At 72.6% G+C, this 25,330-nt stretch carries 28 protein-coding genes; 12 read left to right on the top strand and 16 right to left on the bottom strand.

Annotation, left to right across the window (positions count from 1 at the left end; genetic code table 11):
- The first annotated feature begins 56 nt into the window (after positions 1–56).
- From BXA11_RS45320 to BXA11_RS12535, 5 genes are all read left to right on the top strand, one after another.
- Complete coding sequence (locus BXA11_RS45320; protein ID WP_264295178.1) at positions 57–182, top strand: hypothetical protein; 126 nt, start codon at positions 57–59, stop codon at positions 180–182.
- 401 nt (positions 183–583) lie between these two features.
- Positions 584–1,798 carry a hypothetical protein gene (locus BXA11_RS12545; RefSeq protein ID WP_076434651.1) on the top strand — a complete coding sequence of 405 codons (1,215 nt, stop codon included), beginning with the start codon at positions 584–586 and terminating at the stop codon, positions 1,796–1,798.
- A complete protein-coding gene (locus BXA11_RS12540) occupies positions 1,773–2,411 on the top strand; it encodes a DUF6879 family protein (protein WP_143734223.1) in 639 nt (212 codons plus the stop codon). Before BXA11_RS12545 ends, BXA11_RS12540 begins: the two co-directional genes overlap by 26 nt.
- Positions 2,412–2,491: 80 nt before the next feature.
- Positions 2,492–2,620: a hypothetical protein gene (locus BXA11_RS45315; RefSeq protein ID WP_269321757.1), complete on the top strand. Its 129-nt coding sequence runs from the start codon at positions 2,492–2,494 to the stop codon at positions 2,618–2,620.
- A 103-nt stretch (positions 2,621–2,723) separates the two neighbouring features.
- Positions 2,724–3,353, top strand: coding sequence for a DUF6879 family protein (locus BXA11_RS12535; protein ID WP_051761144.1), 630 nt, complete (start codon positions 2,724–2,726; stop codon positions 3,351–3,353).
- Positions 3,354–3,418: 65 nt separating this feature from the next.
- Here BXA11_RS12535 and BXA11_RS12530 read toward each other — a convergent pair whose 3' ends face one another.
- Positions 3,419–3,862 (bottom strand): MarR family winged helix-turn-helix transcriptional regulator, encoded by a 444-nt coding sequence (locus tag BXA11_RS12530; RefSeq protein ID WP_076434650.1) that lies wholly within the window; start codon positions 3,860–3,862, stop codon positions 3,419–3,421.
- 75 nt (positions 3,863–3,937) lie between these two features.
- Here BXA11_RS12530 and BXA11_RS12525 point away from each other — a divergent pair, with 75 nt between their 5' ends.
- Complete coding sequence (locus tag BXA11_RS12525; RefSeq protein WP_239104968.1) at positions 3,938–4,924, top strand: alpha/beta hydrolase; 987 nt, start codon at positions 3,938–3,940, stop codon at positions 4,922–4,924.
- An 83-nt stretch (positions 4,925–5,007) separates the two neighbouring features.
- Here the strand turns inward: BXA11_RS12525 and BXA11_RS12520 are convergent, their stop codons facing one another.
- Genes BXA11_RS12520 through BXA11_RS12505 form a run of 4 tightly spaced genes read right to left on the bottom strand, consistent with a single transcriptional unit; the run spans position 5,008 to position 6,961 of the window.
- Positions 5,008–5,442 carry a VOC family protein gene (locus BXA11_RS12520; RefSeq protein ID WP_143734222.1) on the bottom strand — a complete coding sequence of 145 codons (435 nt, stop codon included), beginning with the start codon at positions 5,440–5,442 and terminating at the stop codon, positions 5,008–5,010.
- Positions 5,439–6,014, bottom strand: coding sequence for a G/U mismatch-specific DNA glycosylase (mug, locus tag BXA11_RS12515; protein ID WP_076434770.1), 576 nt, complete (start codon positions 6,012–6,014; stop codon positions 5,439–5,441). Before mug ends, BXA11_RS12520 begins: the two co-directional genes overlap by 4 nt.
- Before the next feature lie 28 nt (positions 6,015–6,042).
- Positions 6,043–6,549: a cupin domain-containing protein gene (locus BXA11_RS12510; protein WP_076434648.1), complete on the bottom strand. Its 507-nt coding sequence runs from the start codon at positions 6,547–6,549 to the stop codon at positions 6,043–6,045.
- A gap of 40 nt (positions 6,550–6,589) precedes the next feature.
- Positions 6,590–6,961: a DUF4267 domain-containing protein gene (locus BXA11_RS12505; protein ID WP_076434647.1), complete on the bottom strand. Its 372-nt coding sequence runs from the start codon at positions 6,959–6,961 to the stop codon at positions 6,590–6,592.
- Between the two features lie 88 nt (positions 6,962–7,049).
- Here BXA11_RS12505 and BXA11_RS12500 point away from each other — a divergent pair, with 88 nt between their 5' ends.
- Positions 7,050–7,622, top strand: a complete 573-nt coding sequence (locus BXA11_RS12500; protein WP_076434646.1) for a TetR/AcrR family transcriptional regulator — start codon at positions 7,050–7,052, stop codon at positions 7,620–7,622.
- Positions 7,623–7,704: 82 nt separating this feature from the next.
- Here BXA11_RS12500 and BXA11_RS12495 read toward each other — a convergent pair whose 3' ends face one another.
- The gene (locus BXA11_RS12495) at positions 7,705–8,301 is read right to left on the bottom strand and encodes a TetR/AcrR family transcriptional regulator (RefSeq protein ID WP_076434645.1); all 597 of its coding nucleotides are present in this window, start codon (positions 8,299–8,301) and stop codon (positions 7,705–7,707) included.
- A 199-nt stretch (positions 8,302–8,500) separates the two neighbouring features.
- Between BXA11_RS12495 and BXA11_RS12490 the strand changes: the two genes are divergently transcribed.
- Entirely contained in the window at positions 8,501–9,991 is a 1,491-nt protein-coding gene (locus tag BXA11_RS12490) for an MDR family MFS transporter (protein WP_239104976.1), read from the top strand.
- Between the two features lie 119 nt (positions 9,992–10,110).
- On the opposite strand, the gene BXA11_RS12485 is transcribed toward BXA11_RS12490, so the two are convergent.
- From BXA11_RS12485 to BXA11_RS12475, 3 genes are all read right to left on the bottom strand, one after another.
- The gene (locus tag BXA11_RS12485; protein ID WP_076434643.1) at positions 10,111–12,597 is read right to left on the bottom strand and encodes a polynucleotide kinase-phosphatase; all 2,487 of its coding nucleotides are present in this window, start codon (positions 12,595–12,597) and stop codon (positions 10,111–10,113) included.
- Positions 12,594–14,030: a 3' terminal RNA ribose 2'-O-methyltransferase Hen1 gene (locus BXA11_RS12480; protein WP_076434642.1), complete on the bottom strand. Its 1,437-nt coding sequence runs from the start codon at positions 14,028–14,030 to the stop codon at positions 12,594–12,596. Before BXA11_RS12480 ends, BXA11_RS12485 begins: the two co-directional genes overlap by 4 nt.
- A gap of 131 nt (positions 14,031–14,161) precedes the next feature.
- Positions 14,162–15,079 (bottom strand): LLM class F420-dependent oxidoreductase, encoded by a 918-nt coding sequence (locus BXA11_RS12475; protein WP_076434641.1) that lies wholly within the window; start codon positions 15,077–15,079, stop codon positions 14,162–14,164.
- Positions 15,080–15,171: 92 nt separating this feature from the next.
- Here BXA11_RS12475 and BXA11_RS12470 point away from each other — a divergent pair, with 92 nt between their 5' ends.
- A complete protein-coding gene (locus BXA11_RS12470) occupies positions 15,172–16,302 on the top strand; it encodes a glycoside hydrolase family 18 protein (protein ID WP_143734221.1) in 1,131 nt (376 codons plus the stop codon).
- Between the two features lie 106 nt (positions 16,303–16,408).
- Here BXA11_RS12470 and BXA11_RS12465 read toward each other — a convergent pair whose 3' ends face one another.
- On the bottom strand, positions 16,409–17,374 hold the full coding sequence (locus BXA11_RS12465) for an NADP-dependent oxidoreductase (protein WP_076434769.1): 966 nt from the start codon (positions 17,372–17,374) through the stop codon (positions 16,409–16,411).
- A gap of 119 nt (positions 17,375–17,493) precedes the next feature.
- Here BXA11_RS12465 and BXA11_RS12460 point away from each other — a divergent pair, with 119 nt between their 5' ends.
- Positions 17,494–18,111, top strand: a complete 618-nt coding sequence (locus BXA11_RS12460; protein WP_076434639.1) for a TetR/AcrR family transcriptional regulator — start codon at positions 17,494–17,496, stop codon at positions 18,109–18,111.
- Here the strand turns inward: BXA11_RS12460 and BXA11_RS12455 are convergent.
- Positions 18,072–19,340 carry a class I SAM-dependent RNA methyltransferase gene (locus BXA11_RS12455; RefSeq protein WP_083744180.1) on the bottom strand — a complete coding sequence of 423 codons (1,269 nt, stop codon included), beginning with the start codon at positions 19,338–19,340 and terminating at the stop codon, positions 18,072–18,074. The two genes, BXA11_RS12460 and BXA11_RS12455, sit on opposite strands and share 40 nt — an antisense overlap.
- On the bottom strand, positions 19,337–21,379 hold the full coding sequence (locus tag BXA11_RS12450) for an APC family permease (protein WP_076434637.1): 2,043 nt from the start codon (positions 21,377–21,379) through the stop codon (positions 19,337–19,339). Before BXA11_RS12450 ends, BXA11_RS12455 begins: the two co-directional genes overlap by 4 nt.
- Positions 21,380–21,485: 106 nt before the next feature.
- Between BXA11_RS12450 and BXA11_RS12445 the strand changes: the two genes are divergently transcribed.
- On the top strand, positions 21,486–22,154 hold the full coding sequence (locus BXA11_RS12445) for a potassium channel family protein (RefSeq protein WP_030505479.1): 669 nt from the start codon (positions 21,486–21,488) through the stop codon (positions 22,152–22,154).
- A complete protein-coding gene (locus BXA11_RS12440) occupies positions 22,154–22,822 on the top strand; it encodes a potassium channel family protein (RefSeq protein ID WP_076434636.1) in 669 nt (222 codons plus the stop codon). Before BXA11_RS12445 ends, BXA11_RS12440 begins: the two co-directional genes overlap by 1 nt.
- A gap of 60 nt (positions 22,823–22,882) precedes the next feature.
- On the opposite strand, the gene BXA11_RS12435 is transcribed toward BXA11_RS12440, so the two are convergent.
- The 4 genes from BXA11_RS12435 to dut all read right to left on the bottom strand — a co-directional run bounded on the left by BXA11_RS12435 (position 22,883) and on the right by dut (position 25,304).
- Positions 22,883–23,551, bottom strand: a complete 669-nt coding sequence (locus tag BXA11_RS12435) for a DUF3159 domain-containing protein (RefSeq protein ID WP_030505481.1) — start codon at positions 23,549–23,551, stop codon at positions 22,883–22,885.
- A 16-nt stretch (positions 23,552–23,567) separates the two neighbouring features.
- The gene (locus tag BXA11_RS12430; protein WP_030505482.1) at positions 23,568–23,960 is read right to left on the bottom strand and encodes an OB-fold nucleic acid binding domain-containing protein; all 393 of its coding nucleotides are present in this window, start codon (positions 23,958–23,960) and stop codon (positions 23,568–23,570) included.
- 175 nt (positions 23,961–24,135) lie between these two features.
- Complete coding sequence (locus tag BXA11_RS12425; protein ID WP_083744179.1) at positions 24,136–24,819, bottom strand: DUF3710 domain-containing protein; 684 nt, start codon at positions 24,817–24,819, stop codon at positions 24,136–24,138.
- A gap of 47 nt (positions 24,820–24,866) precedes the next feature.
- Positions 24,867–25,304, bottom strand: a complete 438-nt coding sequence (gene dut, locus BXA11_RS12420) for a dUTP diphosphatase (RefSeq protein WP_030505484.1) — start codon at positions 25,302–25,304, stop codon at positions 24,867–24,869.
- Positions 25,305–25,330: the final 26 nt, after the last annotated feature.

The following is a 25,330-nucleotide window of genomic DNA, read 5'->3' as shown; positions in this document are numbered from 1 at the left end:
TTTAGATGTTTTCTCGCGCGAGGTCCGCACCAACAATCCACAACAGAAGGTGCTCGATGACCCCTCAAGAGCAAAACCAGACCCAGCCGGAGGAAGCGGCCGAGCCCGTCGCGGCCGAGATCGCGATCCGCAGACTCGACAAGATCGAGACGACGGCCTTCAGCCAGGGGAACTCGACCTGAGGCCGCCCGAGGGTGCCTGACACATGCCGTCCGCCACGAGCGGGAACCCCGGTGGATGCATCGCAAGGCGGAGGAGGCCGTAGCGGAGCCGTGGGCGCCTTTCCCGGGTCCCGCGGAAAGCCGGCGCCCGCGCGGAATTCCCGCGAGCGGATTTTCGGGCCGTATCGCTATTTCGGGCCCCGTCGTTATTTCAGGCCCCGTGGCGATTTCGGGCTTGCGCGGAATCACCACGGGCGGGACGGCGATTTCGGGCCCGCCGGAAAATCCGTTTCCGCGAGGAGTTCTTCGTGGGTGACACGCGGCGAAGCGCCGCACGGGCCACGGGCAGCGGGGTGTGATACGTCAGGCAGGACCGGGGCGGGCCGTTCGCCCGCCCCGGTGCGTCCCGCGGGCCACTCGTCATGACACCGACCCGGGTGACCCTGCACGAGCTCGGCGTACGCCGGGATCGCGAGGAGTGGATCGTCGGGCGGGTGGAGACCGGAGACGTCATCGCCGTGCCCGCGCCGGGCATGCGGATCATCCGCCTGTTCCAGGAGGGGGCCACGGTCCCCGAGGTGGAGCGCCGGCTCGGCGCGGAGACCGGGACCCGGATGAACGTGGGCGGATTCGTCGACGGCCTGGTCCGTGCGGGATTGGTGGCGGCGGTGGACGGCCGGCCCGTCCCCGGGCCCGCTCCCCCGCCGCCCACTTTTCCCCGGCTGCTGCCCCGCCACGTGCGGTGGACGCTCAATCCGTTGCTGCACGCCGCCCTGGCGGCCGTGATCCTGGCCGGGGCGGCCGTGGCGCTGCTGCGGCCGGGGACGATGCCCGGCTGGCGGGACCTGCTCTGGAGCGACCGCGGGACGCTGGTCCTGCTCGCGCAGACGGCGGCCGGATGGCTGCTGATCCTCCTCCACGAGCTGGCCCATCTGTGCACGGCTCGCGCCGCGGGCGTGCCGGGGCGCATCAGGTTCGGCACCCGCCTGCAGTTCCTCACGGCGCAGACCGAGGTGTCGGGCATCTGGCTGGCGGAGCGCCGGGTCCGGCTGACGGTCTACCTCTCCGGCATGGCGCTGGACGCCGCCGTGTGCGCGGTCTGCCTCCTGCTCACCGTGGCGACCGGTCCGCGTCCGGCCCTGTCCGTCGTCGCCCTGACGGCGCTGATCATGCTGTCGACCCAGTTCCTGGTGTTCATGCGCACCGATCTCTACTTCGTCCTGCAGGACGTGACGGGCTGCCGGAACCTCTACGGCGACTCCGCCGCGTACGCCGCGCACGTGTGCCGCCGGGCCCTGCTGCGCCGGTCGGCCGATCCGCTCGCCCGGCTGCCGCGGACCGAGAGCCGGTGGGTCCGGGCCTACACCGCGCTGCTCGTCGCCGGGACCGCACTGTGCCTCTGCCTCGCCGCCGCGGTGACGATTCCCGTGACCCTGGGCCTGCTCGCCGGTTCCGTACGCACGCTGCTCGACCCGCCCGGTTGGGTCGACGCGGCGGACGGCGTGGTCACGGTGCTGGTCGTCACCGGGTTCCACGTCCTCTGGGCCACGACGTGGTGGCGCAGGCACGGCCCGAGGGCGCGCCGTGCCGCCGGACTGCTGAGGAGGAACCGTGATCCCGAGCGATGTGTTCGATGACGTCAGGGCCGCCGACGGCGAGTTCCTGGGGCTGGACGCCTACCAGGCCGAGTTCGAGGAGGTCTATCGCGACGCGGCGGAGGTGGTGTGGAAGCTGGAGCGCGCCCAGCACTTCCACGAGCCGGCCGTGCCGAGCTGGCGGGCCGCCGACGCGGGCGACTGGGCGCTGGCCGTCGAGCTCATCGAGGAGATGCGGGCCCCGCTGACCGCTATGTACCGCGAGCGGGCCCCGTTCCGGCGGCTGCGCGTCGTCGAGCTGCCCCTGACCGCCTATCTGCAGTGGGAGGCGCAGATCTTCGTCGTACGGGTGGCGGCGGGCGAGGAGATCAGGGTGCTCGGGGCGCCGGCGGTCGCACCGCTGGAGACCCGGGCGCCGCTGCCCGAACTGGTGGTCTTCGGCCCGGGCCTGCTGTACGAGGTCCGCTACGACGAGATCGGGGCCGCCGTCGGCGCCCGCCGGATCACCGATCCCGAGGTCGTCGCCCCCTGCCTGTCGGCCCTGGCCTCCCTGTACGGCGAGGGCGAGGACCTGCTGCCGTTCTTCGACCGCGAGGTGGCCCCGCTGCCGCCTCCGTCCGGCCTGTCGGAGAAGTCCCCCGAGATTGGGCCTTGACCCCGGATCAGCAGCGGCCAACGATCGACATGTCGCCCTCGGGGGAGAGTTTGCGGCCACGCCGACGAACGGAGGGTGAGATGAAGCCGGCCGAGCCAGAACCCGAGGTGGTGCAGGAGACCGAAGGAACGGCGAGGACGAGGCAGATCACGATCAGGCTGCTGGACGCGACGGAGACGGCCGTGTGCAGCAACTCGACGGGGAACTGACTCACCAGACGTCCGCGGAAGACCCACGCGCGCCACGTTCCAGATCCGGGCCGGAGCCTGGCGCGCTCCGACCAGCGATTCGGCTTCGGCCGAAGGAGACTTCATGCCCGGAGAAGCGTTCGAGCACGTCAGACAGGCCGCGGGAGAGGTGCTTCCCGCGGCGGAGTACCGGACCGAGCTCTACGACCACCTACGCCGGATGGAGGGCGTCGTGTGGAAGCTGGAACGCGCCCAGCACTTCCACGAGCCCGACACCCCGAGCTGGGTCGCCATGATGAGCGGAGACTGGGACCGGTCGCTCGCGCTGATGGACGAGATGCGCTTCGCCGACGACCTGCCTCCCCGGGCGGAGCTGCGCCGGCTGCGGATCGTCGAGATGCCGCCGACGCCGTACCTGCAGTGGGAGATCGTGCTGCTCGCGGCGCGCACGCGGGCGGGCGAGCGGGCACGGGCGCTGCACGCCCGGTCCGTACGTCACCTGGAGAGCCGCGCGCCGCTGCCCGAGCTGCTGATCCTCACCAGGGACCTGATGTACGAGATCCTCTACGACGAGATCGGCGCCCATGTGGGCGGGCGGCGGATCACCGACGCGCCGGTTGTCGAGGGCTGCGCCCGAGCCGTCGCCGAACTGTACGCCGGCGCCGAGGACATGGTGGCCTTCCACGACCGCGAGGTGGCGCAGCTGCCCCCGCCGGCCGCCGGGCGGATCCTGTCCCGCCCCGGCCACTCCTGAGACGCGGCCGCCCGAGCCGGCGGGGCAGGTGAGCCGGCAGGGCAGGTGAACCGGCGGGGCAGGGCTCAGGCCCCGTCCCGCCGGTGCTCCTCCAACGCCGCGCGCAGGGTGGCGAGCGTCACGGCGGTCCGGGCGAGCTCGGCGGCCGGGACCACGGCGGTGCGGGCCGCGACCTCCTCCTGAAAGGTCGGGCGGGCCGCGGCCAGGAGCCGGGAACCTTCCGGCGTGAGGCTGAGGACGGAGGACCGCCGGTCGTCCGGGTGCGCCGCGCGCACGCACAGGCCCGCGCTCTCGAGCCGGTCCACGGCCTTGCTCACGGCTCCGACGGTGATCCCCACCTCGCGCACGATGTCGAGCACCCGGCAGCCGGGGCGGCCGTCGATGATCTCCAGGAACTCGAACTGCCCCAGACCGATGCCGTGCTCTTCGCGCAGCCGGTCGCTCACGCTGTTGTAGAGCCGGGTCTCGACGCGGACGAGATCGGTGAACAGGCGAGTGATGTCCGTCACAGTTCCCATTACAGTTGATTCCGAGGAATCATCTTCTCCGGAATCGGGTTGCCGACCGTACGTGCATTCCACGGAATGCATCCTTCCACCCCGACGATCCTGGAGGTCCGGATGACCCGCCAGCAGCGCGAGGCCGTCGACGCCCTGCACCGCAACGCCCCCGTGCGCCCGAACCCGACCCTGGCCGAGCGGCGCGCCGGATTCGCCCTCGCCCTCTCCCGGCCCCTGCCCGACGACGTCACGGCGCATGAGACGGTGCTCGCCGGCCGCCCCGCGCTCGACCTGACCCCGGCCACCGCCGCCGGCCGCGGGCGGCTGCTCCACTTCCACGGCGGCGGCTACGTCCTGGGGTCGCCCGGCACGCACGCGGGGTTCACCGCCCAGCTGGTGCGCCGCGCCGGGCTGCGGGCCACGTCCCTCGACTACCGGCTGGCTCCCGAGCATCCCTTCCCCGCCGCGGTGGACGACGGTCTCGCCGCCTATCGGGCACTGCTCGACGGTGGCGTGCGACCGGAGGAACTGGTGCTCGCCGGAGACTCCGCGGGCGGGGGGCTGGTCGTCGCCACCCTGGTCGCGGCCCGCGACGCCGGCCTGCCGCAGCCGGCGGGCGCCGTCGTCTTCTCCCCCTGGACCGACCTGACACTCGGCGGGCAGAGCATGAGCACGAAGAAGGACGCCGACCCGATCTTCACCCGGGAGGCGCTCCAGGCGTTCGCCACCCCCTACCTGGCCGGTCAGGACCCCGCCCAGCCGCTGGCGAGCCCCGTGTACGCCGACCTTCGGGGCCTGCCCCCGCTGCTGGTGCAGGCCGGCTCGAACGAACTCCTGCTGGACGACGCCGTCCGGCTCGCCGGGCGCGCGGCGGCCGACGAGGTGGAGGTCACGCTGCGGGTCTGGCCGCAGGTGCCGCACGTCTTCCAGAACCACTTCGGCCACCTCGACGAGGCCGACGCGGCGCTCGACGAGGCCGCCCGATTCCTGTCCACCAGTGTGCGGGCCGGGCGCGAGGCAGAGGTGGAGCGGCCTCTGGGCGGAGAGGGGCCGGGAGCGGGCCGTCCCTGACCGCGGCGGTCGATCCCGTCAGGCCGGCGGTGGGCGCAGGCGGGCCGTCTCGGCCGCGATGGCCTCCAGCCTCCAGCGGGCGTTCAGTCCGCCGAAGGGGCCGGCGGTCGCGCCTCGTGGGCCGTGAGCGGGGACCTGTCTCCGACGAGCCACAGGTGACCGAACGGGTCGAGGAAGCCGCCCTGACGGTGAACGCCCCAGGGCATCTCGTGGTCGCGAATCCGATCCACGCCGCCGTCCGCTCCGGCGGCCACGGCTCGCGCGATGAAGGCGTCCGGATCGTCGACGAATACCTCGACCCGCACGGTCCTCGTGCCCGCCTCGGCGGGGGTGGCCCAGCCGTTCTTCTCCGGCTCGCCGAGGAAGAAGGGCGCTCCACCGACCGTCAGCCCGACGACCCCGCCGAGGTCCCACAGCGTGGTGGCGCCGAGCGCCTGTGCGTACCAGCGTGCTGCCGCGCTCGCGTCGGGCACGGCAAGCATCAGTGAGAGGACGGGGCGATCCGCTGCCGCTGTCATGGACGGCCTCCTTCGGGACGATCGGCCGGCGAATCCGACGTGGCGCGCCTCAGCCGTGCGTACTCGGCAGTGAGCCTATCGAGATCGAAATGGGCGTTCAGCCCACTGGGGTTGGGCAGCACCCACAGTGCCGTCCCGCCGACCGTCTCCTCCTGCGGGCCGATCCGGGCGGCGGGGCGCGCGAAGGCGACCCGGTAGGCCGACACCCCCGCTATCGCCAGGACGCGGGGGCGGACCTCCGCGACCAGTCGCGCGAGCCGCGCGCCGCCCTCGCGCAGCTCGTCCGGGGTCAGCTCGTCGGCCCGCGCGGTCGCCCTGGCCACGATGTTGGTGATGCCGAGCCCGTACGACGGGAGCAGGTGCTGCTCGGACGGCGCGAGCCTGCGTGGCACGAGACCGGACAGGTGCAGCACGGGCCAGAACCGGTTGCCCGGCCGCGCGAAATGGTGACCGGTCGCAGCCGAGTAGAGGCTGGGGTTGATCCCGCAGAACAGCACGTCGAGCTCGGGGCCGAGCACGTCGTCGATCGTCGCGTTCCGCGCCGCCTCCAGGTCGGCCTTGGTGGGGGCCATGCCGCGATGGTAGTGCCCTTCCACCGCGCTAGACGGCCCGCCCGCTCCTGGCGGCGTTCCAGGCGGCGCTCGTGCGCAGGTGGTTGTCGTAGAGCTCCTGAACCTCCAGGAGGGACTCCAGGGGTTGCTTGCCGTAGGCGATGCGCTCCAGGTGCCGGAAGTATTCGAAGCGCTCCACGCCTGGCGTGATGACGATGAGGATGTCGGCGTCGTGGCCGGGGGCGGCGGCGAACGCGTGGGCGAGGCCGGGCGGGACGATGACGAGGTCGCCGCGTTCCGCGGTGACGACCTCATCCCCGCTCAGGAGCTGGGCGCGACCGTCGAGCAGGTAGAACAGCTCGGCGGAGCCGGCGTGGTGGTGGGGAGCGGCGCCGTCCGCGCCGTCGGTGAGGGTGACGCGCTGGGCGGACAGGGCGCCGCCCGTGGCGCTGCTGTCGGCCAGTAGCCGGATGGTGGTGGGGGTCCGGCCGATGACCTCGGCGTCGGCGGAGCGCACGATCACGGAGTCGGCGAAGCGGGGGACGACCAGCGACATTCGGGAGTCCTTTACGAAAGTGGTGCGACGGGTGCGGGGGTCACACGGCGAAGAGCAGGGCGGCGCTGATCAAGACGATCACGGCGGTCGCGAAGTGGATGCCGAACGCGACCGCCCGGGTGCCGCCGTTGCGCAGCACGATCAGGGTGTCGCCCAGGGGCAGCAGGGCGACGATCAGCATGTACCAGGCCTCGGCGCGGGCTCCGGCGAAGGCCAGCAGCGCCAGGCCCAGCAGCCCGTAGCCCCCGTCACGCAGTCCCTTGATGGTCAGGTAGGCCATGTTGCCGTCCTTCTTGGCCGGGACGCCGTAGCCGGCGGCCGCCGCGTGGGGCACGAGCAGGAAACGGGCTCCGATGAACAGGACGAACAGGTTGAGGACGACGGCGAGGCCGTACGCGATGGGGGTGAGCATGTCTCTCTCCGAGAACTAGCAGCGCTAGGAACGAGAATGACGCTAGCAGAGCATTGCAATAGATGCTAGCGCTGCTAGAGTTTCAAGCATGTCCATCCAGTCACGCAGGGAACGCGAGCGCGCCGAGCGCGAGAAGCTGATCGTCACTGCGGCCCGTGAGCTGGCCGAGGCCGAGGGCTGGGAGGCGGTGACGACCCGGCGGCTGGCCGAGCGTGTCGAGTACAGCCAGCCGGTGCTCTACAGCCACTTCACGGGCAAGGACGCGATCATGGCGGCCGTCGCCGTAGAGGGCTGCGCCGACCTGGCCGTGGAGCTGCGCGCGGCCAGGACCGCGGCGCCGGACGCCCGCCGCGCCATCGCCGGCGTCAGCGCGGCCTACATGGCCTTCGCCGACCGGCACCCGGCCCTCTACGACGTGATGTTCAACCAGATCGTCCCGCTGCCGTTCGCCACCCCCGAGGCCCCGCCCGCCCTGCAGGCGGCCTTCGGCGAGCTGGCCGAGGCCGTCCGTCCCTACTCGGGCGGCGACAGCCTGGGCGCGCTGACCGAGACCTTCTGGGCCGCCCTGCACGGCCTGGTGACCCTCATGCGCGGCGGCCGGCTCCCACGCGAGCACCACGACCTCAGGCTCGCGCTGCTCCTCGCCCGCTTCACCGGCTGAGCCCCGCAAGAGCCCGGCAGGAGAGGCAGGAGCCCGGCAGGAGTTCAGCGGAGGACCGGGCCGGCGGAGAGCCCCGGGGGGCTCAGCAGAAGGGCCGGGCCACCTCGTCGAGGGCCTGCTCCATGATCTGCGAGAGCGGGCGGGCCTCCTGCTCCTCGATCCAGACGTGCGTCGCGATGCGCAACGCGGCGAGGAAGGCGGCGGCCATGATCCGGCACTTCAGGTCGGCGGCCGGCTTCCCCGCCCCGTCGCGGTCGGAGATCGCCTGGACCAGTTCCCGTTCCAGTGCGGCGTGGTTGGCGAGCTGCCGGGCGAGCAGGGCCGGGTGGCGCCTGGTCAGAGAGGTGCGCACCGCCCACTCCCGCTCGGGCTCGCCCACGCCCTCCAGCTCGTCGCGCACGGCGCCGCGCAGCGCCCGCCAGCCCGACTCCCCCGCCGGCCGTTCGCGGATCGCCCGCACCAGGGACCGGATGCGCTGCTCCTCGCCGTACAGGAGGGCGTCTTCCTTGCTGCCGAAGTAGTTGGAGAAGGTCCGGCGCGAGATGTTGGCGGCCTCCACGATGTCGTCGACGGTGACGTGGTCCAGCCCGCGTTCCACGGCGAGCCGCAGTGTGGCCTTGTGGATGGCCTGCCGCGTCTCGGCCTTCTTACGCTCGCGCAACCCCGCCGTCGACTCCATGGTGGGCTCAGCCTAGTCGCTAAAACTTTGCCCACTGCGCAAAGTTGCCCAGTGGGCATGTAATCTTGAGGCAGTCGTCCTCACCCATCCCGATTGGAGGCTGCGCGTGAGCGCACCCACGCTGCCGGAGACGGGGGCCAAGAGCCACCGGCAGATACTCGAAGCGCTGAGCGGCCTGCTCCTCGTCCTGTTCCTCGCGATGATCAGCAGCACGGTCGTGTCGGTCTCGCTGCCCCAGATCATCGGCTCGCTCGACGGCACCCAGTCGCAGTACACCTGGGTGGTCACCGCGGCCCTGCTCACCACGACCGCCTCGACCCCCATCTGGGGCAAGCTCGCCGACCTGTTCAGCAAGAAGCTGCTGCTCGAGATCGCCATCGGCATCTTCCTCGTCGCCTCGCTGGCCTGCGGCTTCGCCCAGAACACGGCAATGCTGATCAGCTTCCGAGCGGTTCAGGGCCTGGGCATGGGCGCCCTGCAGATCCTGGTCCAGGTGATCATCGCCGCCATGATCAGCCCGAAGGAGCGGGGCAAGTACAACGGCTACCTCGGTGCGGTCATGGCCGTGGCCACGGTCGGCGGGCCGCTGCTGGGCGGCCTGATCACCGACACGTCCTGGCTGGGCTGGCGGTGGTGCTTCTTCCTGCCGATCCCGTTCACCGCGATCGCGCTGATCGTCCTGCACCGCACGCTCGACATCGTCTCGGTCCGCCGTCCGGGCACCTCGGTGGACTACCCCGGCGCGCTCCTCATCGCCGCGGGCGTGAGCATCCTGCTGGTCTGGGTCACCTTCGTCCACAACTCCTTCGACTGGATCTCCTGGCAGACCTTCGCCATGGTCGGCGCCTCGGTCGTGCTGCTGGCCGTCGCCGTCTGGGTGGAGTCCGTGGTCCGCGAGCCGGTCGTCCCGCTGCACGTCATCCGGCGGCGCACCCCGGCTCTCGCGATCCTCGCCAGCCTGGCCGTCGGCATGGCGATGTTCGGCGGTGCGGTCTTCCTGGGGCAGTACTTCCAGATCGGCCGCGGCTACAGCCCCACCGAGGCGGGCCTGCTCACCATCCCGATGATGTTCGGCGTGCTCGTGTCGTCCACGGTCTCCGGGCGGATGGTGTCGCGGAGCGGACGGGTCAAGCCGTACATCCTCGTCGGCTCGATCGTGCTCACGCTCGGTTTCGCGGCGCTGTCGATGATCGACCACGAGACCTCGCTGGTCCTCGTCGGCGCGGGGATGCTGGTCGTCGGCGCCGGTGTCGGCATGTGCATGCAGAACCTCGTCCTGGCCGTGCAGAACACCGTTCCGCTGCGCGAGCTGGGCGCCGCGAGCGGCGCGATCACGTTCTTCCGCTCGCTGGGCGGCACGATCGGCGTCTCGGTCCTGGGCGCGGTGCTGGCCAACCAGGTCACCGAGAACATCAGCACGGGCCTCACCAAGGCCGGCATCCCGGTGCCCGCGTCCCAGAGCAGCGGCGGCGCCAGCCTCAACATGGACGCGCTGCCCGAGCCGATCCGCACCATCGTGCGCGCCGCCTACGGCGACGCCACCGGCCACATCTTCCTGATCTCGGCCTGCATCGCGGTCGTCGGCATCCTCGCCGTGCTGTTCCTCCCGCAGGTGCGGCTGCGCGACAGCGTGGACCTGGCCGAGCCGGCCGCCGGGGCGGACGCGCCCGCCGCGGCAGAGTCCCACTGAGCCCGGCTTCCCGAGCCCGGCTTCCCGAGCCCGGCTTCCTGAGCTCGACCCCCTGGGCCCGGCCCCCGGGTACGGCTCCCGTGCGTGAGCGGGAGGCCGTGCCCGGGGGCCGTCCGGTCTCACAGACGGGGATCGACCGGCTCGGACTCCAGCGCGAGGACGGCGAAGACCGCCTCGTGGATCCGCCACAGCGGCTCCCCCTCGGCCAGGCGCGTCAGCGCCTCCAGACCGAGCGCGTGCTCCCGCAGCGCCAGCGACCGCTTCCTGCCGGTGAACCTGCGCTGCAGCACGTCGAGCGACTCGGTGTAGTCGGGGCCGTAGATGATCCGCAGATATTCGCGGCCCCGGACCTTCACGCCCGGCTGCACCCGTCCCTTCTGATGCGCGGCGGGCTTGACCACCATGCCCTCGCCCCCGGCCTCGGTCAGCGCGGTCCACCACGCGACCGCCGCCTCCCGCTCCTCCGGCGAGTCGAGGGAGACGAAGACGTGACGGGTCGGCGTGACGAGCGGCGAGTCCATCAGGCCGAGCGTCTTCAGGTGCCACTCGTGCGGCTCCTCCACCGCCGTCGCCCTGCCCTCGCAGGCGAGAACCTGGAACGGCGCGAGCCGTACGCCGTCGAGACCCGAGACCGGCCAGCAGTAACGGGCATAGGCGTCGCGGAACCGGGCAGCGTTGTGAGCACGGCGGCGGGTGCGGTCGAGCAGAGCGCCTACATCCAGGCCACGTCCCGCCGCCATCTCCAGCGCCGCGACCGCCTCGGGCAGCGCCACCCGGGCGGCCGCGCCCACCGAGGCGTACTGGTCGCGGATCAGTCCCTCCGCCTTGGCCGACCACGGCAGCAGCTCGCAGTCGAGCACCACCCAGTCGGTCTCCAGCGCCTCCCACAGCGGCGCGGCCGCCTCGCGCAGCCGGTCCACCAGCTCCGGCACGTGCTCGTCGAAGAAGGGCCGTCCCGTGCGGGTGTAGACGCTGCCCGTCGTGCCGTCGGCGACGCCGAAGCGACGGGCCGCGGCCTCCGGCGTCCGCGCCAGCACGGCGATCGCGCGCGAGCCCATGTGCTTCTCCTCGCACACCACCCGGGTCACCCCCGCCCGGGCGAACTCGTCGAACGCCTCAGCCGGGTGCTCCAGGTAGCCCTCCAGCGCGGAGGTCTCCGGCGGGGCCATGGTCGGCGGCAGGTAGACCAGCCAGCGGGGGTCCACGGCGAACCGGCTCATGATCTCCAGCGCGGCGCGGGAGTTCTCCTCCGCGATCCTGATCCGGCCGCCGGACCGCGTCTCCACGAAGCGGGTGCCGTCCACGTCGCCGATGTCCAGCACGCCGGGATCGCGGGCGGGGGTGGCCGCGGCCAGCGGCCGCGCCGGCTCGTACCAGACCTTCTCGGCCGGGACCGAGACGAGCTCGCGCTCGGGGTAGCGCAGGGCGGTCAGCCGACCGCCGAAGACCACGCCGGTGTCGAGGCAGATGGTGTTGTTGACCCATTCCGGCTCGGGCACCGGGGTGTGCCCGTAGACGACCATGGCCCGCCCCCGGTAGTCGTTCGCCCAGGGGTAGCGCACCGGCAGGCCGTACTCGTCGGTCTCCCCCGTCGTGTCGCCGTACAGGGCGAACGCCCGCACCCGGCCGGAGGCCCGCCCCTGGTAGGCCTCCTTGAGCCCGGCGTGCGCGACCACCAGCCTGCCGCCGTCGAGGCGGTAGTGGCTGATGAGGCCGTCCATGAACGTCCTGGCGGCCGCGCGGAACTCCTCCGGCTCGGCGGCGAGCTGCTCCAGCGAACGCTCCAGGCCGTGGGCGACCCGCACCTTGCGGCCGTCGAGGGCCCGCACCAGCTTCTGCTCGTGGTTGCCCGCCACGCACAGCGCGGTCCCCGCCTCGACCATGTTCATGACCAGCCGCAGCACGCCCGGCGTGTCCGGGCCGCGGTCGACCAGGTCGCCGACGAAGACCGCCGTACGCCCCTCGGGGTGGGCGGCGCCGTCCGGCCCGACCTTCCAGCCGAGCTTCACCAGCAGGGACTCCAGCTCGGCCCGGCAGCCGTGCACGTCGCCGATGATGTCGAACGGCCCGGTGAGGTGGGTCCTGTCGGTCCACGCCTTCTCGTACGCGATGGCCACCTCGTCGATCTCTTCGCCGCGCAGCACGTGGACCCGGCGGAAGCCGTCTTTGGAGATCTTGCCGAGCGACCGGCGCAGCTCCTTGCGCTGCCGGGTGATCACGTGGGGGCCGAAGGCCCGGTCGGGACGGCCCGCGTTGCGGGCGCGCGCCACCTCCTCCGGCACGTCGAGCACGATCGCGTCGGCGAGCACGTCGTGGGATCTGGCCAGCTCGATGAGCTTCTTGCGGGCCTCCCACTGCACGTTGGTCGCGTCCACCACGGTGAGCAGGCCCCGGCGCAGGCGGATGCCCACGATGTGGTGCAGCAGCTCGAACGCCTCGGGCGTGGCCGTCTGGTCGTTCTCGTCGTCGGAGACAAGGCCCCGGCAGAAGTCGGACGAGACGACCTGCGTGGGCGCGAAGTGCCGGGCCGCGAACGTCGACTTGCCGCTCCCGGAGACGCCCACGAGCACCACCAGCGACAGCTCCGGCACGCTGATCTCGGTCACGGCCGCTCCTCTCTCCTGCTGAAGACCGCCATCTGGGTGGGCGGGCCGACCTCGGGGTCGTCCTCGCCGACCGGCCGCAGATCGGCGGCGTAGCCGTACGTCTCGCACACGCCCGCCACCCATCGGGCGAACTCCGCCCGGCTCCACTCGAACCGGTGGTCGGGGTGGCGGCGCGCCCCCGCGAGCAGCTCGTATCTGACGTTGTGCTCCACGTTGGGCGTGGTGACGATCACGTGGGCGGGCCGCGCCGTGCCGAAGACCACGCGTTCGAGCGCGGACAGCCGCGGCGGGTCCACGTGCTCGACGACCTCCATCAGCACCGCGGCGTCGTACCCGGCCAGGCGCGCGTCGGTGTAGGTCAGCGACCCCTGGAACAGCTCCAGCCTGGCCCGTTTGGCGTCCGGCATCCGGTCGGTGCGCAGGCGGCGGCCGGCCAGCGCGAGCGCGCGGGCCGACACGTCCATGCCGGCCACCTTGGCGAAGGCCGGCTTGGCGAGCAGAGCCGACAGCAGCTGCCCAGAACCGCATCCGAGGTCGAGCACGGTGCGGGCGCCGATCTCCTCCAGCGCCGCCACGACGGCCTCCCGGCGCAGCGTGTTCAGCGGCACCCGCTCCTCGCCCGCCGGTGCGGTGGAGGCGGAGGGCTCGGCGCCCGGCTCCTCCTCCACCGGCGGGTCCAGGGTCTCCTCCACGTCGTCGCCGAGCTCGGCGAGACGGGCGAAGGCGATGCGGGTCAGCGCCCACCGCCGGCCGAGGTATCGGCGGGTGATCAGCCCCTTGTCCGGATGGGCGGCCAGCCAGCCCCCTCCCGCGCGGACGAGCTTGTCGACCTCGTCGCCCGCCAGCCAGTAGTGCTTGGCGTCGTCCAGCACCGGAAGCAGGACGTACAGGTGGTTGAGCGCGTCGGCCAGACGCACGTTCCCGCGCAGCGCGAGCCGTACGTACCGGGACTCGCCCCACTCGGGGAAACCGGGGTCCAGCGGCACGGCCTCGGCCCGGACCTCCCAGCCCAGCGGCCCGAACAGCCGGTGCGCGAGATCGGCCCCTCCCCGGCACGGCAGCGCGGGCAGGCAGATCTCCAGGGGGATCGGCCCGTCCGCGAGGTCCTGACGGGAGGCGCACCGCCCGGTCCGCGCCGTGCGGAACACGTCGGCGAGCGCCGACGCCAGCAGGGAGGACGCGGCGTACGGCCGGTCGTTGACGTACTGCCCGAGGGAGAAGTCGGGCGAGGACGAGCCTCGCGAACGGGCCAGCCGCACCGGGTCGACCTCCAGCAGCAGCGCCGCCGTGCACCGGTCCTCGCCCGCCTCCGGGTAGAAGACCCGCGCCATGCCGAACGACTGCTCGAACTCCTGCACCCGGCCGGGGTGCTTGTGCAGGAGGAAGCCGAGGTCCGTCGCGGGCCGCAGAGTCGTCGAGATCGTGAGGAGCACCCGGCAAAGTGTGCCGGATGCCCTCTTCGACCGGCTATGGCTTTTCCGACCGTGCTACCCGCTCCTCACACGTGCGGCAGCGCTGTCTCCCATGCGTAGCAGCGCTGTTTTCACACGCGCGGCAGCGCTCTCTAGACGTGCGGCAGCACCTCGGCCGCGATCAGCTCCAGGTGCTCCAGGTCCTGCAGGTCGAGGACCTGCAGGTAGAGACGCTCGGCGCCCATCTCGGCGAACCGGCCGATCTTGTCCACGATCTCCTGCGGCGTGCCCGCCAGCCCGTTGACGCGCAGCTCGTCGACCTTGCGGCCGATGTTGGCGGCGCGCCGGGCGATCTCCGCCTCGTCCCGCCCGGCGCAGACGATTTGCGCCGCGGACAGCAGGACGGTCTCCCGGCCCGCGGCGTCGCACGCCTGCCTGACCCGGTCGAAGCCCGCCGCGGTGTCCTCGGGAAGGTGGAACGGCACGTTGTACTCGTCGGCGAACCGGGCGACCAGCCGCGGCGTCCGCTTGGCGCCCCCGCCGCCGATGATGACGGGCGGCCGGGGCCGCTGCGCCGGCTTGGGCAGCCCCGGGGAGTCGGCCAGCTGGTAGTGCTCGCCCGTGAAGGAGAACGGCTTGGTCGCGGCCCACAACCCGGTCACGATCTCGAGCTGCTCCTCGAAGCGCTCGAACCGCTCACCCAGAGAGGGGAACGGGATCCCGTACGCCGTGTGCTCCTCTTCGAACCAGCCGGTGCCGAGACCGAGCTCCACACGGCCGCCGCTCATCTGGTCGACCTGGGCGACGCTGATCGCCAGCGGCCCGGGCAGGCGGAACGTCGCGGCGCTCACCAGCGTGCCCAGCCGGATGCTCGAGGTCTCCCGGGCAAGGCCGGCCAGGGTGATCCACGCGTCGGTCGGGCCCGGGGCCGGGTCGCCCTCGCCCATCCGGAGGTAATGGTCGGACCGGAAGAACGCGTCGAACCCGAGCCGCTCGGCCGCCTGCGCCACCCTGAGCAGGTCGTCGTAGCTCGCCCCCTGCTGGGGCTCGGTGAAGATTCTCAATTTCATCCGTCCATTATCCCTGCCCCCGGGTTCCCGGCTTGCTAGAGTGCGAGCCGCCTGTGCGCAACGTGGTCGCATCGCAACTCTGGGTGGTGAGCGTGGACTCCGCACGTCATTCCCGCGAAGCGGGCCGCCCCCCGCGCTCTCTCGTCTTCCTGGCGTCGGCCGCGCTCGTCGCGGGCACTGGCGCGGCGCTGTGGGCGCTGCCCGCCGCCCCGCCCGGCTGGAACGCGAGGCCCGGGGTCACGGCCGCGCCCACCGGTGAGCGGACTCCGGCCTCACCGGTGCCGGAGACGCTGGTCGCCGCGCGCCAGACGGTCGCCTCGCCCACCCCGCCCGCCGCCGCTCCCCCCGCCGACGAGCCCGCGGCTCCTTACCGGGGGTTCCTCGACGCCGCAGGGGAACCGCAACCCGAACTGCTGCGGGCGGGGGTGCGCTCGTTCGCCATCGGTCACATCGTCGCAGGACCGGGCGGCTGCGCCCCCCACTGGGCGGGGGCGCGACCGCGGGGCGGGGAGTCCGTCACCGCCCGGATCGACCGGCTGCGGGCCGACGGCGGCGAGGTGTGGCCGGCGTTCGGCGGCCCGTACGGGCAGGAGCTGGCGGCCACCTGCGAGAACCCGGCCAGGCTGCTCTCGGCCTACCGCCACGTCGTGGCGGCGCTCGACCCTCCCGGCGTCGACTTCGAGGCCGGCGGGTCGGCCGGGCCCGCCGCCGTCAGCCGCCGCGCCGCCGCCGTCGCCCGGTTGCAGCGCGAGGCGCGGGCGCGCGGCCGCGCGCTGCGGCTCACGTTCACGCTTCCCGCCTCCCGGCGCGGCCTGGAGCCGGCCGACCAGGAGATGCTGCGGGCGGCCCGCGAGGAGGGGGCGGAGATCGAGTCCGTCGGCCTGCTCGTTCCGATCGCCTCCGGCGTCTCGAACCTCCACGACCTGGCCGTCGCGGCCCGGGCGGCGCGCCTCCAGATCGCCGCGGCGCTCGACGTGCCGCCCGACCGGGTGTGGCGGCGGATGGGCCTCGTGCCGGTCCTCGCCGGCCCCGGCGACCTCGGCCCCGGCGACGCCGCGCGGCTGGCGGCGTTCCGGGCCCGCAACGGCCTGGGCTGGCTGTCCCTTCGGGGTGCCAGACCCGCCGACGACGTCGTACGGATCCTGACCCGGCCGCCGTCCCCCGACGCCGGTGTCGCCCGGCCCGAAGCCATGCCCGGCGACCGGGGCGCGCGTCCCTGGTGAACCGGTCGACGGATGGGTCAGCTCCGCGAGGCCCTGACCCTGCTTCGCGAGATCACCGATCCCCGCGTCCCGGGCTGATCCCCCCGAACCGGCTGGTGTAGCCGGCTCAGCCGCGCTCGCCTTGGACGGGCTCGCCGTGGGCGGGAGGAGCCGCGAGGACGACCTTGCCCCGGCGCGGCCCTCGCGCGGCGGCCGCGTGCGCCTCGGCCGCCCGGTCCATGGGGAACACCGCCCGAACGGGGACGCGGAAGCGCCCCTGCGACGACAGCGCGGCCGCGAGGGCGAGACCATGCCGTCCGCCCGGCTCCCCGCCGAGCTCGCCCCGGGAGATGCCGACCCCGAGCTCCGGCCCGGTGAAGTCCGCGATGGTGAGGACGGACGCCGGCGCACCGGTGATCGTGATGAGGTCGCGAAGCGAGCCCGCGCCGGCGACGTCCAGCGCGAGATCGATCCCTCCGGGCACGAGATCGCGGACGCGCTCGGCGAGCCCGGGCCCGTAGGCGACCGGGACCGCGCCGAGCCCGGCGATGAAGGCGTGGTTCTCCGGGCGGCCCGTGCCGATCACACGGGCGCCCCGGGCGACCGCCAGTTGGACGGCGACGCTGCCGACGCCGCCCGAGGCCCCCTCGACCAGGAGCGTCCTTCCCGCGCCCACATCGAGTCTGTCGAGCGCCCGGGTGGCGGTCTCGACACTCGTGGCGGCGGCCCCGGCCTCCTCCCACGACATCGAGGGCGGCTTCGCGGCCCAGAACGCCAGCACGGCGAACTCCGCGGCGGCGCCGCCCAGCCGCGAGACGTCGACGGCGCCGAAGACCTCGTCCCCGGCGGCGAACCCGGTGACGTCCGCGCCGACCTCGTCGATCACTCCGGCGGCGTCGACGCCGGGGATGTGCGGCAGGGGGAGCCGTGCGCTCGACGGCGACGTGCCCGCGCGCAGCGCGAGGTCGACCGGTGCGACTCCGGCGGCCCTGACCGCGATCCGCACCTCCTCGGGGCCCGCGTGAGGTGCGGGGAATCCTCCGACGGTGAGGACCTCGGGGGGACCGAACCGGTCGAACCCCACCGCAAACATCTTCGCATCCGGGAACATAATCACCTTTCCGGCTGTTCCGACTGGCCGTCGACCACGCTAGGCGGGCAAACGGGAGCGGCTGTCTCGGATCGCCGGAAGCGAGAGGGGCAAGGACCACATTGACTCGGAAACCCCGGACGGACGCGGAGCACAACCGGCGGCATCTCGTGTCGGTCGCCCGTGCCGCGTTCGCCGCGGACGGGCTCGACCTGCCCGTGCACGAGATCGCCCGGCGTGCCGGCCTCGGCGTCGCGACCGTCTACCGGCACTTCCCGTCGCGCCAGGACCTCGTCGGCGCCGTGCTCGCCGAACAGGTGACCGCGTGCCGCACGCAGATGCGTGCCGCCCTGGACGACCCCGACCCCTGGCACGCGCTGCGCGGCACCATTCACCGGTTCGCCGACCACCAGGTGCGGCACCGCGGGCTGAACCCGGCGCTGCTCGGCTCCCACCCCGCGGGCGCCTCGATCGCCGGACAGCGCCGCGCACAGGCCCGAAGGTTCGAGCAGCTAGTCGAACGCGCCAAGAGCGCGGGCGGCGTCCGTCCCGAGCTGTCGATCGAGGACGTGCGGATCGGCCTGGCCGCCATCGCCTCCCTCCGCGCGGGTTCGCCCGAGAGCACGGCGGTGGCGGTCCGGAGGCTGGCCGACCTCCTGGTCGCCGGCATGGCCGCCCCCGCCCGGGAGGCGGCGCCGGATCAGTCCCTGACGAGCAGCGCGACGCACTCCACATGGTGAGTCATCGGATACTGGTCGAAGGCCCGCAGGTCCTCCAGGCGGTAGCCGTGCCCGGCGAACCAGGCGACGTCCCTGGCCAGGGTGGCCGGGTCGCACGATACGTACACCACGCGCGAGGCCTCCAGGCCGGCGACGCGCTCGACCACGGGACGGCCGAGACCCGCGCGGGGCGGGTCGGCCACCACCAGGTCGGCCCGTTCGATCCGCAGCCGGTCGAGCGCCTCCTCGACCCTGCCCCGCTCGACCTGCGCCTGCGGCAGGTCACGCAGGTTGAACCGGGCGTCCTGCGCCGCCTGCGGCTCGGACTCGATGCCGAGCACGGCGCCCTCGGGGCCGACGGCCTCGGCGAGCCCGGCGGCGAACAGACCGGCGCCGCAGTAGAGGTCGAGCGCCCACTCCCCCGGCTCGGGCCGTCCGAGGTCGAGCACCGCGCCGAGCAGCGTGGCCGCCGCGCCCGGGTGGACCTGCCAGAATCCGCTCGCGGTCACGCGGAAGTCCCGCTCGCCCACCCGCTCGGTCAGCGAGGCCCGGCCACGCAGCGCGCGGGTGCCCCGCTTGCCCTCGTCGAGCAGGACCGCGGCGTCCACGTCCGGGATGTCCGCCCGGCGGTGTGGGGCGGGTTCGACGATCACGGCGCGGTCGCCGCCGGAGGCCGCCACCACCTCGACCGAGGCGGCTCCCTGCCAGGCGAGGCGTTCCGCGCCGACCTCCTCGACGCCGGGGTGCGCGATGAGGCACTCCGTGACGTGCTCGATCTCGTGGGACCGGTGGCGCCGCAGCCCCGCCGTGCCGTCCCGCTCCACGGCGAACCGCACGCGGGTGCGCCAGCCGAGGCCGTCCTCCGCCCCCGGCACCTCCTCGACCACGACCTTGAGGTCGAGGCCCGCCAGACGCCGGAACTGCTCGGCGACCACGTCGGCCTTGAGCCGGCGCTGCGCCTCCAGCGACGCGTGCTGCCAGTCGCAGCCGCCGCAGCGGCCGGGGCCGGCGAACGGGCAGGGCGGCGTGACCCGGTCGGGTGAGGGCTCCAGGATCTCGACCGCGTCGGCCCGCAGGAACCGCGCGGTCTCCTCGGTGACCTCGGCGACCACCCGCTCGCCGGGCAGGGCGTGCCGGACGAAGACCACCCGGCCCTCGTGCCTGGCCACGCACCAGCCGCCGTTGGCGACGGCGTCCACCGTCAGTTCGAGCCGTACGCCGCCCATGTCGGCCTCTTTCCTGTCGGTCATGCCTTGACCTGCGTGTTCTTCGACGGGGGCTGATAGGAGCGGCGGGAGGCGCCGGGAGCGGACGGCTCCCTGCGGCCCTTGAGGCGGTCGGAGGAGGCGAGCTGGAACGGCACGCTCGTGACCATGACCCCGGGCTTGAACAGCAGGCGCCCCTTGAGCCGCAGCGCGCTCTGGTTGTGCAGGAGGTGCTCCCACCAGCGGCCGACCACGTACTCGGGGATGTAGACCGTCACGACGTCGCGCGGCGAGCGCCGCCGCAGCGACTTCACGTACTCGAGCACCGGGCCGGTGATCTCCCGGTAGGGCGAGTCGAGGATCTTCAGCGGCACCCCGATGCCGCGCCGGTCCCACTCCTCCCTGAGCCTGTTCGCCTCGTCGGAGTCCACGCTGACGGTCACGGCCTCCAGGCTCGACGGGCGGGTCGCCCTGGCGTACGCGAGAGCGCGGAGCGTCGGCTTGTGGATCTTCGAGACGAGCACGATCGCGTGGTTGCGGGCGGGCAGCAGCGACTCGTCGGCCTCGTGCCCCTCCGGCGCGGCGAGCTCCTCGGCGACCCGATCGTAGTGCCGCCTGATGCCCTTCATCATGAGGAAGAGCACCGGCATCGCGATGCAGACGATGTACGCGCCGTGGGTGAACTTGGTGGCGAGCACGACGACGAGCACAAGCCCGGTCATGACCGCGCCGAAGCCGTTGATCACCCGTGAGCGCATCATGTGGAAGCGCGCCTTCGCGTCGGTCTCGGTCCTCAGGTGACGGGTCCAGTGCCGGACCATCCCGATCTGGCTGAGGGTGAACGAGACGAACACGCCGACGATGTAGAGGTTGAGCAGCTTGCTCACGTCCGCGTCGAACGCCCAGATCAGCAGGCAGGCCCCGGCCGCGAGGATGACGATGCCGTTGCTGAACGCGAGGCGGTCGCCGCGAGTGTGGAGCTGACGCGGCAGGTAACGGTCCTGGGCGAGGATCGAGCCGAGCACCGGGAACCCGTTGAACGCGGTGTTGGCCGCCAGGAACAGGATGAGGGCGGTCACCGCGGCGATCACGACGAACAGGAACGAGCCGTGGCCGAAGACGGCCGAGGCGACCTGCGCGATGATCGGCTGCTGGTAGTAGCCGGGCCCGGCCGGGTGCCCGCTGATGATGACGTTGCTCGCGACGGTCGCCGGGTCGGTCAGCTTCACGCCTGATTTGAGGCCGAGGAAGATGATCCCGCTGAACATCGTGACCGCGATGAGGCCCATCATCAGCAGCGTCGTCGCGGCGTTCTTGCTCTTGGGCTTGCGGAAGGCCGGCACGCCGTTGCTGATCGCCTCGACCCCGGTCAGCGCGGCGCATCCCGACGAGAAGGCGCGCAGCACCAGGAACGCCATCGCGAATCCGGCGAGATCGGCCTGCTCGCCGAGGATGCGGTAGTCCGCGGTCGGGGCGCGCAGTTCGTCGCCGAGCACGACCAGCCGGAACAGGCCCCACGCGACCATCCCGACGACGGCGATCATGAACGCGTAGGTCGGAACGGCGAACGCGACACCCGATTCCCGGATGCCGCGCAGATTCATGACCGTCAGAAGTGCGACGATGGCCACCGCGACCAGAGGCCGGTGTTCGGCGACGAAGGGGATCGTCGCGCCCACGTAGTCGGCGCCGTTGGCGACCGACACCGCCACGGTCAGCACGTAGTCGACGAGCAGGGCGCTCGCGACGGTCAGCCCCGCGGTCGGTCCCAGGTTCGTCGTCGCCACCTCGTAGTCGCCGCCGCCGCTGGGATAGGCGTGCACGTTCTGGCGGTAGGAGGCGACCACCGTGAGCATGACGAGGACGACCCCCGCGGCGACCCACGGGCTGACGCTGTAGAGGCCGACCCCGCCGATCGACAGGATGACCAGGATCTCCTGCGGCGCGTACGCCACCGAGGACAGCGCGTCACTGGCGAAAACCGGCAGTGCCACGCGCTTGGGGAGCAGCTGGTGGTGGAGCGCGGTGCTCCGCAGAGCCCGCCCCACGAGGAGCCGCTTGACAAGATCTGGCACCTTGGACACGTCTGCTGAGCCTAGTCCCCCGGTGCCGCGCCCGGGTCATGCGGTGTGCGGCACTGGCGACATACTGTCTGCATTAGGAGACCGCCACAACCCACGGCGGGGGAGCATGCATATCGTGATCATGGGATGCGGACGGGTCGGCTCGACCCTGGCGCACATCCTTGAGGACAACGGGCACTCGGTCGCCGTGATCGACCGTGACCCGCAGGCCTTCCGGCGGCTGCGGGCGGGCTTCCGCGGCCGCAGGGTGACGGGCATCGGCTTCGACCGCGACGTCCTCGAAGAGGCCGGCATCGCCTCGGCCGCCTCCTTCGTCGCCGTCAGCAGCGGAGACAACTCCAACATCATCTCTGCCCGGGTGGCCCGGGAGATGTTCGGCGTCGACAACGTGGTCGCCCGCATCTACGACCCCCGCCGGGCCGAGGTCTACCAGCGGCTCGGCATCCCCACGGTGGCGACGGTCCGCTGGACCGCCGACCAGATTCTGCGCCGCGTGCTGCCCGAGGGCGCGGAACCCCTCTGGCGGGACCCGACCGGCACGGTCGTCCTCGCCGAGGTGGCCTTCCACCAGGGCTGGATCGGCACCCGGGCCCGGGAGATCGAGAACGTCACCGGCGCGCGCGTGGCCTTCCTCAACCGCATGGGCGAGGCGCTCGTGCCGAAGGACGCGACCGTCGTCCAGGAGGGAGACATCCTCCACCTGGTCGCCGCCGAGAACGACATGGACCGCATCAACAAGACGCTGTCCGCCCCGCCGTCCGACGAGGAGCACTGATGCGCGTCACCATCGCCGGCGCCGGAGCCGTCGGCCGCTCCATCGCGGCGGAGCTCTTGGAGAACGGCCACGAGGTCCTGCTCATCGACATCGACCCCCACGCCATCAAGATCGACAGCGTGCCGCGGGCCGAGTGGCTGCTCGCCGACGCCTGCGAGATCTCCTCGCTGGACGAGGCCGGGCTCAACAGCTGCCAGGTCGTGATCGCCGCCTCCGGCGACGACAAGGTCAACCTCGTGGTCTCGCTGCTCGCCAAGACCGAGTACGGCGTGCCGCGGGTGGTCGCCCGGGTCAACCACCCCAAGAACGAGTGGCTGTTCAACGAGTCGTGGGGCGTGGACGTCGCCGTCTCCACCCCGCGCCTGCTGTCGGCCCTGGTCGAGGAGGCGGTCAGCGTCGGCGACCTGGTGCGCCTGATGACCTTCCGGCAGGGCCAGGCCAACCTGGTGGAGCTGACGCTGGCCGAGGACGCGCCGGTGGTGGGCCAGCGGGCGGGCGCGGTGCCGTGGCCCGTGGACGCCGCCCTCGTGGCGATCCTGCGGGAGGGCCGGGTGCTGGTCCCCTCGGCCGACGACCCACTGGAGGCCGGCGACGAACTGCTGTTCGTGGCCAACCAGGAGGTCGAGGACGAGCTCACCGAACTGCTGTCGGCCCACGGACGGCCCTGACCCGCAGACGACCGAGGCCCCGGGCGCGCGCCCGGGGCCTCGGTCGTCTGCGGGTGATCGTCAGACGGACGGCTGCGCCGACGGCTCGATCGGGGTACGGCCCCGGGCGAGCACCCACACCATCGCGGCGAGCCCCGCGACCTGCAGCGGCCAGCCCAGAGCGATCTTGGACACGCCGAGAGCGGTCACCTGATCCGCCCAGTAGAGCGGCAGCTGGATCACCACCCGCAGCAGGCAGGGCAGCATGAGCAGCAACGTGAGCCGCGAGCACAGCCGGACCAGCGCGGGATCCTTGTGCCAGGCCGTCGGGTCGCCGGTCACCGAGCCGATCAGGAAGCCGACGATCGGCCAGCGGACCACGATCGACAGCAGCATGCCGGCGGCGTAGGCCCCGTTGTAGAGGATCCCCGGCAGGAACACGTCCTTGGCGTCGCCGGTGCGGGCCGCGAAGAACGCCCCGATTCCGATGCCGACGAGGCTGTTGAGCACGAACTGCGGTGTGGTCCGCTGCGCGATCCGCACCAGAAGGAGCACCACCGCCGAGGCGATGCCGACGATCAGCGAGGTCTTCAGCTCGTTGGTGCCCACCCACGTGCCGGTGAAGGCGAGTGTGGGCACGGCCGCCTCGACGATGCCGCGCTTGCCGCCCAGTGCCTTGCTCATCTGTGCGCGAACCGCCGCCTCGACGGTGGCGTGCGCCGCGGGGGCCGTCATGTCCGCTGTGCTCATACGGTCTCCTGAGAGATCAAGGGCCACCGGCCGGGCGTAGCTCGTAGCGGGGGTTGAACATGACCTTGCGGCCGTCCTGGACGCTGACCAGCCCTTCGGCCCGCACCACCCGGCCCGGCTCGATGCCGGCGATCTTCCGGCGGCCGAGCCAGACCAGGTCGATAACGTCCGACCCGTCGTACAGCTCCGCCTCGAGGGCGGGCGCGCCGCCGCGCGGGCGGAGGGTCACCGTGCGCAGCGTGCCCGCCACGCACGTCCGCTGGCGCTCACCGCACCGCGCGATGGGAGTGGCCCCCTGCTGCTCCAGGTCCTCCTGGAGCTCGGCGGCCTCCAGCTCGGCCTGGCTGGTGGTCAGCCTTCGGAAGAAGCCCCGCAGTCCGCCGCGTCTGGCAGGCTCCGGCGTGCCCATCGGTCACTCACCCAGCTTCCTCGTTCACGATCCCCTTCGGGGGATTCGTCGTCCTGGCTTCCAGCCTAGGCCGGTCGTTTCCCACCGCAGCATACGTGAGCCGCCCACGGGCCAGAAGGACGGCCGAGCAGGGCTTGCCCCCCGATTCGGTCAACCAGCGCATTCCGGACGGGCGTCAGCGGATCTCGCTGATCTCCGGACCGCGCTCGAAGGGCCGGAACTCCTCCTGCCGAGCCCCCTGCTGCTGCTCCTCCATGGCCTGCCGGGCCTCGGCGGGCAGCCGGAGCTGGATCGCCTCCCTGGGCGGCATCGGCTCGTCGCCGCGCACGACGACGATGCCGCGCACGACGTCCTCCAGGGTCCGCGCCGCCTCCGGGTCGACCGCCGCCCTGCCGCTGACCACGGCGCGGAGGAACCAGCGCGGCCCGTCGACGCCGAGGTAACGCACCGGCTGCCGTCCCTGCGCCTGGCCCTGCGCGGGCACCTCGGCCGCGATCTCGGGGCCGAACGGGCCGTCCCGGTCCTCCGCCGAGCCGCCCGCGGCCACCACTTCACGGGCGAGCTCGGTGCGCACCTCGTCCCAGATCCCGCTGCGTTTGGGCGCGGCGAAGACGTTGACCTGCAGGGCGCTCTCCTCGACCAGGACGATCACACCGTCGACCTGGTCGCCCGCCATGCTGAGCTGGATCTCGAATCCGGGACCGACGGGCAGGCGAAGGCCTCCCAGGTCCACGCGCTCGGCCTCCGGGTAGTCGTCATCGGCGTCCCAGGGGCCCGTCGTCCGCGCCGGGGCGGGGCTCTCCCCCCGCACGACGGATGGTGCGGTCTCCTCCTCCGCGCGTCGCCGGCGTCGCAACACTTCTCTCACTCTCCTCGCATCGTGGCCCGTTTCCGGGCCCCGCGGTGTCAGCTCCCTGTGGAGCCGAACCCGTTCGTGCCCCGTACGGAGCCGGGCAACCGGTCGACCTCGTAGAACGCCGCCCGCTCCACCCGCTGGACGACGAGCTGGGCGATGCGGTCGCCGCGCCGGAGCCGCACCGGGTCCTTGGCATCGGTGTTGATCATCGTCACCCTGATCTCGCCCCGGTAGCCGGCGTCGATCGTGCCGGGCGCGTTGACCAGCGTGACGCCGTGCCGGGCGGCCAGGCCAGAACGCGGATGGACGAAGGCGGCGTACCCGTCCGGCAACGCGATGGCGACGCCGGTCCGCACGACCGCCCGCTCGCCGGGCAGCAACTCCACGTCCTCCGCCGCGTACAGGTCGGCCCCGGCGTCGCCCGGATGCGCGTACGACGGGAGCGGAAGATCCGGGTCGAGCCGGTGGATCAGGATCTCGACGCTCATCGGGCGGCCTCGATCCCGCGAGCGGC

The organism is Microbispora rosea (assembly GCF_900156315.1).
Classification (GTDB): Bacteria; Actinomycetota; Actinomycetes; order Streptosporangiales; family Streptosporangiaceae; genus Microbispora; species Microbispora rosea.
Note: the sequence above shows the minus strand (reverse complement) of the source record. Positions and strands in the feature narration are given on the sequence as shown.